Here is a 13,241-nt window from a genome sequence, read left to right on the forward strand (position 1 = left end):
GAGTTCGCGCTGACGCTACCGGCCAGCCGCGCCTGGCGCCTGGGTTCCGAGGTCTTGGCGGAGCGGGCCAACTGCCGCGGCTGTTGCTGCGCGCGTGATTCGGGCGGTGGGGGCGGGGCCATGATGGCCTTGGCCGGCGCGGGTGGCGCCTGCTCGATCTGCGCGGGTGCCACTGAAGCCGGCGCTTCCGGGCGTGTTTCCTCGGCCACCTCGGCCAGATCTGCCTGGGGTATCGAGGGGGCGCTGGCCGTGGCCGCGGCGCTGTCGGCCGCGGCCTCCTGCTCGGCTGCGGCCACAGGCGCTTCCGACGATGCAGCCATGGGCGTCTGTTGCAGCGGCCGCAATTGCCAGGCGATGCCCACGGCGAAGACCACCGAGGCGGCCAGGCCCATGGCCACCGGCCAGCGCGGCTTGCGGCGGGCGGGCTGTTTGCGCTCCAGCGCCGCATGCGCGGCGGCCAGGATCCGCGCATCCAGCGCCGTGGAAGGTTCGCCTTGCGGGCCCAGGTGCCTGGTCAGCCGCGCGAGCTCGCGTTCCTCGGAGGTCAACGGTTCGGGGGAATAGGATTTCATTCGCTCAATCTCGCGCGCAGCTTGTCCATCGCGTAGCGCAACCGCGATTTGACTGTTTCCCGGCCTACGCCGGTGATCTCGCCGATTTCCTCCAGGGTCAGTTCCTGCTCCAGGCGCAGTTGCAGCACTTCGCGCTGGTCGTCCGGAAGCTCGGCCAGGGCCAGCTGCAGGCGCCGGCGTTGCTCGAAGTCGGACAGGATGCGCTCGGGCGTTTCCGGATCGGGCACCCGCGCCGCGCGTTCATCTCCATCCACAGGCGCGGGCGGCCGATGCTTCAGCGCCCGCCAATGGTCGGTGAGGCGATTGTGCGCGATGCGGAACAGCCAGGTCGTGAAGGCCGCTTCGGGTTTCCAGCCCTCACGCGCGGTGATCACCCGCTGCCAGATGTCCTGGAAAAACTCGTCCGCCAGCGCCTGGTCCCGCAGCTGGCGCAGCAGGAACCGGTAAAGGCGGGTGCGGTGCCGCGCGTAAAGCTGCTCGAACGCAGCCATGTCGCCGCCCGCGTAGGCCAGCATCAGGGTTTCGTCTGCGGGTTCTGAGAAGTCGTTCACCCTGACAAGCGTAAAGCTTGGGCCACAATCCGCATAGCCACGCGCACGACCGCGGACTGGCCGCCGAAAGGCGGGCAATCCGTATAGGTAGGGAAGTGGCGCGGAAACCGCCGGAACCATGGCGCTGTTCATGGAACCTGATAACGTCCATCCGGCGGGGATGGGGTTTCTCCGCCGGAGACGCAAGGATCGCGTATCGCGTCCATACGTTCATTCCTGGGGAATCCGTGCAACTGCCTAACACCGATGCTGCGGAAGCTTCCCTCAGCGACCTGTCCGCGAGCGAGGTCGCTGGCCCGGTAATAGCGGTTTCGCCCACCGACCGCATCGTGGCGATCCTGCACGGCCTGCTGCCTGCGGACGCCTCGATCGCAGTGTGCTGGCGCGACTGGGCCCTGGGCAATGGAGGAGCGATCTCTCCCGGGGGAAGCATGGGTCTGCGGCGCAGCGCCGAACTGGCCCTGTCGGACCCGGATGCCGAAACCGACGGGCCTCAGGAGCTGATCCACGCCTGGGACAACGCCGATGGCAATGCGCGCATGGCCGTAGCGGCCGCGACGCCCTCGCCCATGGCAGGCAGCGAGCGGCAGGCATGGTTGACGCTGGCCAAGACCCTGGTGATGGCCACCCTGGATTCGTCGCGCGCGCAGGCGCGGATCGTGTCGCTGGAAAAATCCAAGCGCCTGCAGCAGGCCTTGTACGAAATCGCCGATCTGGCCAGCGCCGATCTGGAAATGCCGGAAATGCTCCGGCGCATCCATGTGGTGGTCGGCTCCCTGATGTCGGCCGACAACTGCTACATCGTGCTTTACGACGACCAGCGCCGCAGCGTTCGCTTCCTGCATTTCGTGGACCAGAAGGACACCTATGTCGCCGATCCCGAACGCGAATTCACCGAAGAGGAAATGCCCAACAGTTTGACCTTCGCGCTGTTGCGCCATGGCCAGCCCGTGCGCGGTCCCTCCACCGCGGTGCGGCAGAAAATGGGCGTGGTGCGCGACCCGTCGCACGGCCCCGACAGCCTGGACTGGCTGGGCGTGCCGATGCGCCGCGAAGACCGGGTATGCGGGGCCATCGTGGTGCAGAGCTACGACACGCCGGGCAGCTATGCCGACGAAGACCGCGCGCTGCTGGGTTACGTGGCCCAGCACATCCTCACCGCGCTGGACCGCAAGCACGCGCATGTCGATCTGGAGCGCCGCATCGAGGCGCGCACCCACGAGCTGCAGCGCGCCAACCGCGAGTTGCAGGCCGAGATCCTGGAACGCAAGCGCGCCGAGAAACTGCAGCGCGCGCTGTTCCGCATCGCCGAGCTGGCCATCACTTCCGAAAACCTGGAACGCTTCTACGCCGACGTGCATGCGGTAGTGGACGAACTGATCTACGCGCGCAATTTCTACATCGCCCTGTTGTCCGACGACGGCGAAACCCTGGATTTCCCGTATTCCATCGACGAGCGCGATCCGGTGAGGCTGTCCCGCAAACTGGCCAACGGCTTGACCGAGCACGTGATCGCCAGCCGCAGCCCGCTGCTGGCCGACCGCAGCAGGCTGGCCGAACTGAGCGCGCAGGGCAAAGTGCACGAATACGGCCCGCACGCCTACAGCTGGCTGGGCGTGCCGCTGTACCGCGACGAAGAGGTGGTGGGCGTCATTGCGGTGCAGAGTTACTCGCCTGACGTCAGCTTCAGCCCGCACGACCAGAACCTGCTCACTTTCGTCGCCCACAACATAGGCAATGGCCTGGCCAAACAGCGCGCGCAGCAGCATCTGCGCGCCGCCCATGCCGAACTGGAGCGGCGAGTCGACGACCGCACCCACGAGCTGGCCGAGGCCAACGCCAAATTGCTGGCGCAGATGGGCGAACGCCTGCGCGCCGAGCAGCGCTTGACCCATCAGGCCACCCATGACGGACTCACGGGCCTGCCCAACCGCCCGCATCTGCTGGAACGCCTGTCCGCGGCCATCAACCGCGCCCGGCACGGCGATGGGCAGGAATTCGCGGTTCTGTTCCTGGACCTGGACCGCTTCAAATTGGTCAACGACAGTATCGGCCACGCCGCCGGCGACGAATTGCTGGTGGAAGTGTCGCGGCGCATCACGTCCACGGTGCGCGGCAACGATGTCGTGTCGCGCCTGGGCGGCGACGAATTCGCCATCCTCATCGAATACGCCGACGGTCTGGAAAGCGCGCGCGAGTTGTCCCAGCGTATCCTGTCGGTGCTGGGCCGGCCCATGTGGGTCGCCGGGCGCGAACTGTTTCCCTCGGCCAGCCTGGGCATCGCCGCCTGGCATCCGCGCTACCGCAACGGCGAAGAGCTGCTGCGCGACGCGGATGCGGCGATGTACCGCGCCAAGGCGCAGGGCCGCGATCGTTATGCGGTATTCGACGAAGCGATGCGCGAAGAGGCGATGCAGAGCCTGGACCTGGAAGCCGATCTGCGCCGGGCCATCAACAATCGCGATTTCCTGCCTTTCTACCAGCCGATCAAGCGCCTCGAGGATGGCGTGGTCATCGGCCATGAAGCGCTGCTGCGTTGGCAGCACGAGCGTCGCGGCTTGTTGCTGCCGGCCGAATTCATCAGCCTGGGCGAGGACAGCGGCCTGATCGAACAGGTGGACTGGCTGCTGTACGAGCACGTGGTCGGACAACTGGCGCGCGGCGGCGAGGGTTACATCTCGGTCAACGTGTCGCCGCGGCATTTCCGTTCGCCGGATTTCGCCGACCGTCTGCTGGCCATGTTCTATGCGGTCGGCGCGGATCCGGCGCGCATGCGGGTGGAGATAACCGAAGTGGCGTTGCTCGACGACGCGCCCCGCACCCTGCGCACCCTGCGCATGTTGCGCCAGCACGGAATCCTGGCCCAGCTGGACGATTTCGGCACCGGCTTCTCCGCTCTTTCCTACCTGCATCGCTTTCCGATTTCGGTATTGAAGATAGACCGCAGCTTCATCGCCGGCATAGGCGGCGAAGGCAGGCCGGAAAGCCTGGCCCTGGTGCGCGCGATCCTCGCTTTGGCCAGCACCCTGAACATCGACACCATCGCCGAAGGCGTGGAAACCGAAGAGCAGCGCCAGGCGCTGATCGACCTGGGCTGCAGTTACGGGCAAGGCTATCTGCTGGGACGGCCCGCGGCGCAGATCGGCGGATTGCCGTCGGCGCCGCTGGAGCCCAATTGGGATTGATCGCGGTTTGCAGCTTGTAGGAGCGCCGTAGGAGCGACGTAAGTCGCGAATACCCGCGCGTAGAACTCGCGGCTTACGTCGCTCCTACCGAGATCGCGAACAGGATCTAAGAAACCGTGTACTCCTTCCACGGAATCCGGCAGGGGTCGGTCCTGGACAGGAATCTCACGATGTCCAGGCGCCCTTGATACTTGAAACGGCCGCTCGGGTTCCGCGAAGCGAGAATGATCGGCATGCCGGGGAAAAGATGCTGGAAGGAAACGCGCGCACGTTCCGCCGAGGCGCTGGTCTGCGTCGCGGATTCCTTCACGACAACGATGGAGAAAGTCACGCCCTGTTCGTTCACTACAGCGCCTTGAAGCCGCATCACCAATCCCTCTGATCGCGCCGGGTCGAACGCGAAGGTATTGAAGCACCCGTGCGTCGCACGGATTGAGACAGGATCGGCGGGTCCCGGCCGCACATCCTTGTGCGGCCCTGGCCATGTCACTCGCCTGCGATAGCCGGCGTGGCGCTGTCGTTGGACACGATCCGGCGCGCCTGGCCGACCATTTCCACGAACTCCCTGCGCAACCCGTAGGGGTCTTCGCCCTGCGCACCGCGTGCGGCTTCGGCGACGTCGTTCCAGGTCCACTTTTCGACGTGAGTGCCGCCCCGGAGCAGGTCGGCATAGGCCGACACGGCGCTGGCGAAGCGTAGCGACTGGCTGGGCTGCGTAGTCAGCGACGAACGCAGGATCGGGGTTTCGATCAGGCGGCTGCTATCGGCGCCGGGCAGCTTGTAGCGCAGACGCAGGTGCGCCAGTTCGTTCGCGTTGCCGGCGGCTTCCGGCTTGCCGCTGCCGTAACGCAGCACGGGCAGGCGTTCGGCTGCGGAGCCGACCGGGGTGATCTCGTACAACGCCGTGACCTCATGGCCGGCGCCTATATCGCCGGCATCGACTTTGTCGTTGGCGAAATCCTCACGGTTCAACAGGCGGTTTTCGTAGCCGATCAGACGGTATTCGGAGACCAGCGCCGGGTTGAATTCGATCTGGATCTTCACGTCGCGGGCGATGGTCAGCAGGGTCGCCTGCATTTCCTCCACCAGCACCTTGCGCGCTTCCTGCGGCGTGTCGATATAGGCATGGTTGCCGTCGCCCACGTCGGCCAGGCGTTCGGCCATGCTGTCGTTGTAGTTGCCCTGTCCGAAACCCAACGTGGTCAATGCGATGCCGAATTTGCGCTGGTCGCCTACCAGCGTCTCCAGCGCTTCCTGGCTGACGGTGCCCACGTTGAAATCGCCGTCGGTAGCCAGGATCACGCGATTGACGCCGTCCTTCAGGTAGGACTGCTTGGCCATGGCGTAAGCGAGCTGGATGCCGTCGCCGCCGTTGGTGCTTCCGCCTGCTTGCAGATTATCCAGCGCCGCCAGTATTTCCTGATGCCGGTCGCCGGGCGTGGGCGGCAACACCAGCCCCGCGGAACCGGCGTAGACCACGATGGAAACGCGATCCTGTTCGCGCAGCTGAGGCACCAGCATCGAGAAGGCCTGTTTCAGCAGCGGCAATTTGTCCGGCGAATCCATGGAGCCGGAAGTATCGATCAGGAACACGAGGTTGGAAGGTGGCAGCGTCGCCTTGGGGACGTCGTAACCCTTGATGCCGATCATCAGCAGCTGGCGTTGGTTGTTCCACGGCGCGGCCGCCAACTCGGTGGTGACGCGGAAGGGGACGTTGCGGTTGGCCGGGGCAGGATGCCGATAGCTGAAGTAGTTGATGAATTCCTCCGCCCGCACTGAATCTGCCGGTGGACGCACGCCCTGGGCCAGCATGCGGCGTACGTTGCTGTAGCTGCCGGTGTCGACATCGACGGAAAACGTGGAAACGGGCTGTTCGCTGGTGCGGTGCACGGGGTTGTCAGTCCGCTCGGCGTATTTTTCGGTATTGGCCGGTTCGGGCTGAATTTGTGCGGCGACGAAGCCCCTCGAATAGGCATCACTGGCGGGCGCGTAGGCCAGGGAAGGCGACGGTGGCGGAGGTGGCGCAAGCATCCTTAGCTGTGCAGGAGGAGAAGCGTTTCCATTGGATTTGGCAGCGCCGGCGAGCTCTTGGCGCTGCTTGAGGTCCGCGCGCTTGATGCGCGCGCCGCTGACTTCAACACGATCCAGCCTGGCCGACTCTTCCAGTGCCGCTTCGTCGGCGGGCGCCTCGGCGACATTTTCGGGGTTGGATTTGCAGCCGGCGAGGCTGGCGATGGCGATCAGACTGGCACAGAACAACAGGCTGTGCAGCCGCTTGGTTTGCGGCAGGTCGTTGCGGGGCAGGCGGCGTTGCATGGCGGATCTCCCGTGGTGGACAGGGAGTTCAACGCGGCAGGTCCGACAGTGGGGTTAAGTGCTGAAACGCGGCAAGAAAAACGCCTGACCTTGAGCAGAAAAAATAAATTGACCCCTCTCCCGCTAGCGGGAGAGGGTGCCGAAGGCGGGTGAGGGGAGAACCGGCGCCGGCCCACTTCGGTATCCAGATCGTGTCGAGTGAGGGACGCTAGGTCTGTCCGCACTCGATGCATCCACATAACCCGCTTCTGTGACTCCGTTTCCCCTCATACGGCCTGTCGGCCACCCCGTATCAAGTACGCGGCAGGCTCTTCTCCCGCGGGCGGGAGAAGGGTGCGATCTACACAGCGATTCGGGAGACTGGCTTTTCTTAGCTCTCTCGGACTGTGCGGGCTGCGCGGGGCCTCACCTCAGAACCTGAAATCAAGTCTGGCGTAGTAATAGCCACCGTTAATGCCGAACGGCAAGGTCTCCCAGCCGTAGACGAAACCCAGCGACGGGAACGGATTGACGTTGGGATCGTCGGCGCCGACTTTCCACTTGTCCGGATAAGTGTCGAGCAGATTGTTGGCGCCGACGGACAGGCGCAGCTTGTCGGTGATATCGACACCCACCGCCGCATCGAACAACGTTTGCCCGTCCCAGGTCTGCTTGGGCGCGAAGCCCGAGCCGGAGACCGAGCCGTAGTAGTTCGCCCGCAAAGTCCAGTCCCACTTCCCGATCGAGTAAACGCCTTGCAGCACATGGTGCGCGCCGGGCTGGCCTTCCTCGATCAGTGTCACCTGGCTGTCGTCGAACAGCATCGCCGGCGGCAGGATCGCCGACTGCGAGCGGCGATCGGTGACCTCGGTCTTGTTCCAGTGCAGCAGCGCGGTCAGGTCCAGCGTGCCGCCCGCCGCTTCGGTGGTGTACTCGCCAACGATGTCGATACCCGTGGTGCGGGTGTCGATGGCATTGGTGAAGAACTGCGCCTGGGCCACATCGAACGGCGCGAGAATAGCGCGAATCGGGCAGTTGCTGTTGGTGGCGTCGCAAGCCAGGCCGTCGCTGCCGACGGTCTCCGGGCGTATGTTGCTGGAGAAAATGATGCGGTCGTCGATGTCGATGCGGAATACGTCCACCGTCAGGCTGAAATTCTCGCTGGGGCGGAACACCAGGCCGAGCGTGGCGCTGGTCGATTCTTCTTCCTTCAACGCATCGATGCCGAATGCGCGGGTGACGTCGCTGTCCTGGCGTGCGGTCAACGTATCGGCCAGATTGCCGGTGGCCGGGTCGATGTTGGTCGAACGCTGGCTGTAGAACAGCTGCTGCACTCCGGGCGCACGGAAACCGGTGGAGACAGTGCCGCGCAAGGCGAACTTGTCGCTGAAGTCGAAGCGTGCGGACAGCTTGCCGGTGGTGGTGTTGCCGAAGTCCGAATAGTCTTCGAAACGTACCGCGGCGCCCAGCAGGAAGCGCTGGGTCAACCGCGACTCGGCGTCGAAGTACACGGCGTAGTTGTGGCGTCCCTCATCGACCGCTTCGTTAGGAGAAAAGCCGGGGAAGCCCTGGATGCCCGGTGCGGCGAAACCGCCGTTCTGGTCGAAGATGGCGATGGAGGGATCGTTGGTGCGCCCGTAGGTGTAGGACACCGGATCGCCGGCCTTGATCGCGTAATTGTCGCGGCGATATTCGAAGCCGGTAGCCAGGCTCAACGGTTCGTCGCCGATGCCCCAGTCGACCCGGCCGCGGAAATCCAGATTGAAGGTGGTCTGGTCGAATTCCAGCGTGCCGGTGTCGGCCGAGGTCGGCGACTCCCCATAGATGCACGGTTGGTTGGGGCAGGCGACATTCGGATTGGGCTCGTACCACCAGCTGACATTGACCGAATTGCGTTCGTGGAAACCGAACTTGCTGCGGCCGTGGTTCACCGACACATCCCAGTCCCAGTTATCGCCCAGCGGCGCGCGGTAACCGATCGCAAGCGAACCGTCCTCGACCGTGGTGATGATGTTGGGCAGGAAGCCATTGGGATACAGATCCGGTACGGTGCGGCCGTCGCCGGCGCTGCGGAAGAAGCCCGAGGAATCGCCTTCGCGCCGCGAAATGCCGCCGAACCAGTAAAGCTCGCCCGCGCCGATCGGCAGGCCGCCGTTGAGCCACAGATAGGCGTCCTTGGCGTCGGCATCGCCGATCTTCTGCGTCACCCGCGGCGGATCCACGCGCAGCAGGTCGGGACCGGCGCGGTTGGTCGCTTCGCGGTCGCGATACTCGGCGGTCAGATTGAGGAAGCCTTCGTCGCCGAGCTTGAAGCCGGTGTTGACGCCGCCGTGCAGCACGGTGCCATCGCCCTCGTAGGTCTGGCCCGCTTCGAACGACACCCGGGTTTCGTCGGTCTGGCGCCGAAGCACGATGTTGATCACGCCGGCGATCGCGTCCGAGCCGTATTGCGCCGCCGCGCCATCGCGCAGCACTTCGATACGTTCGATGGCGGAAACGGGAATCGCATTGATGTCGGTGCCGGCCGAGCCGCGGGCGATGGTCTGCTGCACGTTGACCAGCGCCTGCTGATGCCGGCGCTTGCCGTTGACCAGCACCAGCACCTGGTCGGGGCCGAGCGAGCGCAGCGTGGCGGGGCGCAGGATGTCGGTGCCGTCGCTGATGGTGGTGCGAGAGAAATTGAAGCTGGGTTCGAGCATCTGCAGGATCTGTCCGACCTCCTGCGCGCCCGTGCGTTCCAGCTGCTCGCGGCCTATCACGTCGACCGGCGCCGCGGTTTCGGCCGCAGTACGTCCTTTGGCGCGCGAGCCCAGCACTTGCACCGTATCCAGTTGCACGGCGTCCTGCTCGGGCGCGGCGGTTTCCTGTGCGACGGCCGGGAGGGCAAGCAGCAAGCTCAGCGCCAGGATAGTGAAGCGGGGTGTGGCGAGGACCGGCTTGAAAGTGCGGCTGCGCGCGTGCGGATGCAGGGACATGATTCCTCCATTGAATGATGCGGTCGATATCGAGGCGCGGGGTTTGCGCGCCGAGTTGCATGTCAGGCCATGGCAACCGGTATGACAAATAGCATTTGGCTATGGGAAAAGAATGAGAATTCGCGCTGAAAACAGCGATCCCATGGCGTATGCGCGATTACGTTCGAATTGAGAACGTTTCCATGGATGTGCGCAGAGACCTTGCGTCTCTGCGGTCTTCACGCTTTCATTCGTTGGAATCTTCGACGCGAACCTTCAATGCGCCATCGTGCAGACGGGCACTGAGCCGGTCTCCCGCTGCGGCGTCCCTCACGCTGCGCACGATGCGCCCGGCATCGTCCTGCAGAATCGAATAACCACGGGCGATGGTCGCCAGCGGGCTTACCGTTTCGAGCGAGCGCGCCAAACCCCGCAATTCAAGCGTCTTGCGCTGCAAGGTGCGGGCAGTGGCGGCTTGCGCGCGCAGATTCAGCGAGGCGGCCATCTCCTGCAGGCTCGACACGTGCCGTTGCGGCTGGTTGGAACGCAGCACCGCGGCGGCATGGCGCAACGCGGCGCGACGACGCTCCAGTTGCTCCCGCCACACCGATTCCAACCGTCGCTGCGCTTCGAGCCGACGCCGCTGCAGCAGCTGCAACCGCGCCTGCGGCCGCATCGCCTGCAGCCGCAGCACGGCGCGGTCGGCGCGCTGCATCGACTGCCGCAGCGCTTGCAGTTGCGATGCGGACATGCGGCGTTGCAGTCCCTGCAGGCGGGTGAGCAGATCGATGCGGTTGGGAACCAGCAGTTCGGCAGCGACCGACGGAGTGGGTGCGCGCAAGTCGGCGGCGAAATCGGCGAGGCTGAAGTCGGTCTCGTGGCCGACCGCCGACACCACCGGCACCGGCGAAGCAGCGATGGCGCGCGCCAGCTGTTCGTCGTTGAACGCCCACAGGTCTTCCAGCGAACCGCCGCCGCGGGTCAGCAGGATCACGTCGTAGCGCCCGGAGGCGGCCGCGCGCTTGAGCATCGCGGTGATCTGCGCCGCTGCCGTTTCGCCTTGCACCTGTACAGGCAGCACATCGACTTCCAGCAAGGGAAAGCGCCGTCCAAGCACGCTCAGCACATCGCGCACCGCCGCACCGCTGGGCGATGTGATGACGGCCAGGCGCCGCACATGGGCGGGCAGGGGGCGCTTGCGTTCCTCGTCGAACAGGCCTTCGGCGGCCAGTTTCGCTTTCAGTTCATCGAAGGCGCGGCGCAATGCACCTTCGCCGGCTTCCTCCAGATGGTCCATGACAAGCTGGTAGTCGCCGCGCGCCTCGTACAGGGTCAGGCGTCCGCGCCCCAGCACGCGCAGGCCCTCGCGCGGCACGAATTTCAGCCACTGGCTCTTGGGCTTGAACATCGCGCACTTCACCTGCGCGCGCGCGTCCTTGAGAGTGAAATAGAGATGTCCGGAGGCCGGCCGGGTGACATTGCCAAGCTCGGCCTCCACCCACACCAGCGGAAAGGCGCTTTCCAGCAGGTCGCGCGCCAGCGTATTGAGCTGGCTGGGGGTGAGAATGTCGCGGGCGGGGTCCTGGATCATCCCGTTACCCTAACCCAGCCGTTTCGCTGGCGGAAAGGCTTGACGGGATGAAGCGGCCCCGGAAGCGTCTAAAATAGCCGGCATGAACGACCTGTCGTCCCCCTGCCCATCGCCTGCAGAAGCCGGCCCCATCGACGCTGGCGCCGCGCCGCGCCGGATCAACCGCACCGTCAAGGTGGGCGCGGTCACCTTGGGCGGCGGCCACCCGGTGGTGGTGCAGTCCATGACCAATACCGACACCGCCGACATCGCTTCCACGGTGAAGCAGGTCGCCGAACTGTGGCGCGCCGGTTCGGAAATGGTGCGGGTCACGGTCAACAATCCGGAATCCGCCGCCGCCGTGCCGCACATCGTCGAAAAGCTGCGGATGATGGGCATCGAAGTGCCGGTGATCGGCGACTTCCATTACAACGGCCATACCCTGCTGGCCAACGAACCGGCCTGTGCCGAGGCGCTGGGCAAATACCGCATCAACCCGGGCAATGTCGGCTTCGGCCGCAAGAAGGACACCCAGTTCGCCCAGCTGATCGAATTCGCGCTGAAGTACGGCAAGCCGGTGCGCATCGGCGTGAACTGGGGCTCGCTGGACCAGTCGCTGGCCGCGCAGCTGATGGATGAGAACGCCCAGCGCGCTGAACCATGGGAAGCCAGCCTGGTGCTGCGCGAGGCGCTGATCCGCTCGGCGCTGGATTCGGCCGAACGCGCGGTCGAGATCGGCCTGCCGCGCGAACGTATCGTGCTGAGCTGCAAGGTCAGCGGCGTGCAGGAACTCATCGCGGTGTACCGCGATCTGGCCCAGCGTTCGGATTTCGCCCTGCACCTGGGCCTCACCGAGGCCGGCATAGGCAGCAAGGGCATCGTCGCCTCGGCGGCGGCTCTGGCGGTGCTGCTGCAGGAAGGCATCGGCGACACCATCCGCATTTCGCTGACGCCGGAGCCGGGCCAGTCGCGCACCCAGGAAGTCGTCGTCGCCCAGGAGCTGCTGCAGACCACCGGGCTGCGTGCGTTCACGCCCATGGTCACCGCATGCCCGGGTTGCGGACGCACGACTTCGGAATTCTTCCAGGAACTGGCCGGCGTGGTGCAGAACCACGTGCGCGCGAAGATGCCGGAATGGAAAATCAGCCATCCGGGCGCCGAAAACATGACCCTGGCGGTGATGGGTTGCGTGGTCAACGGCCCGGGCGAATCGCGCCACGCCAATATCGGCATCTCGTTGCCGGGCACGGGCGAGGCGCCCACCGCGCCGGTGTTCATCGACGGCGAGAAGGCGGTGACCTTGCGCGGCGAGAACATCGCCCAGGAATTCGTCGCCCTGATCGACGGATACGTCGAAAAGCGATATGCACGAAACCTTGCGTAATGCGGCCGCGCGCGGCGCGGAGGCCATGGCGGGGCTTTTGCGGCGCAACGGAAGACGCATCGTGCTGTTGTTCCTGGGCGTGCTGCTGCCGTTGTGGATCTTCGCCGAACTGGCCGACGAGGTGCACGAGCTGGAACGGTTCGTGTTCGACGATCCTTTGCTGCTGGGCGCGCATGCATGGGCGGGTCCGCGCATGGACCGGTTCTTCGCTGCGGTTTCCACGGCGGGCTATGAAGGCGTAGTCGCCATCGACTTGGCCGTGGTGCTGGCCATCATGCTGACCAAACGCTGGCGCGAAGCCACCTTCGCCGCGGTCGCGTTCGTGGGTTCGGCGCTGCTCAATCTGGGCAGCAAGCAGTTCTTCCAGCGCGACCGGCCGACCTTGTGGGAATCCATCCTGCCCGAGGACACTTTCAGTTTCCCCAGCGGGCACGCCATGGGCTCCATGACCTTGGCCATGACCGCGATCCTGCTGGCCTGGCACACGCGATGGCGCTGGCCGGTACTGGTGCCGATGGCGGCGTTCGTTCTGCTGGTCGGGTTTTCGCGGGTATATCTGGGCGTGCATTATCCGTCCGACATCCTGGGCGGATGGATGGCCGCTACGGTGTGGGTAGTGGGTACCTACCTCGCGCTGTTCCATCGGATTCTGCGCCCATGGCGGGCCGATGCGCTGGTGGTTCAGCGCTGACGATCTTGCGTGTCGCAGCCGTGAGGTCTGGCTTCTCCG

At 65.3% G+C, this 13,241-nt stretch carries 8 protein-coding genes and 1 pseudogene; 3 read left to right on the forward strand and 6 right to left on the reverse strand.

Annotation, left to right across the window (positions count from 1 at the left end; genetic code table 11):
• Together CSC73_RS09930 and CSC73_RS09935 are read right to left on the reverse strand one after the other, a co-directional pair.
• Positions 1-572: pseudogene (locus tag CSC73_RS09930) on the reverse strand (hypothetical protein); the annotation flags it as partial.
• Entirely contained in the window at positions 569-1,087 is a 519-nt protein-coding gene (locus CSC73_RS09935; protein ID WP_425502304.1) for an RNA polymerase sigma factor, read from the reverse strand. The gene CSC73_RS09935 and the pseudogene CSC73_RS09930, both read right to left, overlap by 4 nt.
• A 263-nt stretch (positions 1,088-1,350) precedes the next feature.
• Here CSC73_RS09935 and CSC73_RS09940 point away from each other — a divergent pair, with 263 nt between their 5' ends.
• The gene (locus CSC73_RS09940; protein ID WP_246197484.1) at positions 1,351-4,308 is read left to right on the forward strand and encodes an EAL domain-containing protein; all 2,958 of its coding nucleotides are present in this window, start codon (positions 1,351-1,353) and stop codon (positions 4,306-4,308) included.
• Between the two features lie 106 nt (positions 4,309-4,414).
• On the opposite strand, the gene CSC73_RS09945 is transcribed toward CSC73_RS09940, so the two are convergent.
• The 4 genes from CSC73_RS09945 to xseA all read right to left on the reverse strand — a co-directional run bounded on the left by CSC73_RS09945 (position 4,415) and on the right by xseA (position 11,145).
• Complete coding sequence (locus CSC73_RS09945) at positions 4,415-4,654, reverse strand: hypothetical protein (RefSeq protein ID WP_211840861.1); 240 nt, start codon at positions 4,652-4,654, stop codon at positions 4,415-4,417.
• A gap of 140 nt (positions 4,655-4,794) precedes the next feature.
• A complete protein-coding gene (locus tag CSC73_RS09950; protein WP_163840285.1) occupies positions 4,795-6,624 on the reverse strand; it encodes a vWA domain-containing protein in 1,830 nt (609 codons plus the stop codon).
• 410 nt (positions 6,625-7,034) lie between these two features.
• Positions 7,035-9,578 carry a TonB-dependent receptor plug domain-containing protein gene (locus tag CSC73_RS09955; RefSeq protein ID WP_163840286.1) on the reverse strand — a complete coding sequence of 848 codons (2,544 nt, stop codon included), beginning with the start codon at positions 9,576-9,578 and terminating at the stop codon, positions 7,035-7,037.
• 226 nt (positions 9,579-9,804) lie between these two features.
• Complete coding sequence (gene xseA / locus CSC73_RS09960) at positions 9,805-11,145, reverse strand: exodeoxyribonuclease VII large subunit (RefSeq protein WP_425502305.1); 1,341 nt, start codon at positions 11,143-11,145, stop codon at positions 9,805-9,807.
• 85 nt (positions 11,146-11,230) lie between these two features.
• On the opposite strand from xseA, the gene ispG reads away from it, so the two are divergent.
• Both ispG and CSC73_RS09970 read left to right on the forward strand, forming a co-directional pair.
• Complete coding sequence (ispG, locus tag CSC73_RS09965) at positions 11,231-12,511, forward strand: flavodoxin-dependent (E)-4-hydroxy-3-methylbut-2-enyl-diphosphate synthase (protein ID WP_163840288.1); 1,281 nt, start codon at positions 11,231-11,233, stop codon at positions 12,509-12,511.
• Positions 12,504-13,202 (forward strand): phosphatase PAP2 family protein, encoded by a 699-nt coding sequence (locus CSC73_RS09970; protein WP_425502306.1) that lies wholly within the window; start codon positions 12,504-12,506, stop codon positions 13,200-13,202. The genes ispG and CSC73_RS09970 overlap by 8 nt, the downstream gene beginning before the upstream one ends.
• Positions 13,203-13,241 lie beyond the last annotated feature (39 nt).

It is taken from the genome of Pseudoxanthomonas sacheonensis (assembly GCF_010093305.1).
Taxonomy (GTDB): Bacteria; Pseudomonadota; Gammaproteobacteria; order Xanthomonadales; family Xanthomonadaceae; genus Pseudoxanthomonas_A; species Pseudoxanthomonas_A sacheonensis.

What these genes read in the sequence shown, in the direction of transcription:
- CSC73_RS09935 (WP_425502304.1), bottom strand. Translation starts at nt 1,087, where the DNA reads ATGCTGGCCTACGCGGGCGGCGACATGGCTGCGTTCGAGCAGCTTTAC.
- CSC73_RS09950 (WP_163840285.1), bottom strand. Translation starts at nt 6,624, where the DNA reads ATGCAACGCCGCCTGCCCCGCAACGACCTGCCGCAAACCAAGCGGCTG.
- CSC73_RS09955 (WP_163840286.1), bottom strand. Translation starts at nt 9,578, where the DNA reads ATGTCCCTGCATCCGCACGCGCGCAGCCGCACTTTCAAGCCGGTCCTC.
- ispG (WP_163840288.1), top strand. Translation starts at nt 11,231, where the DNA reads ATGAACGACCTGTCGTCCCCCTGCCCATCGCCTGCAGAAGCCGGCCCC.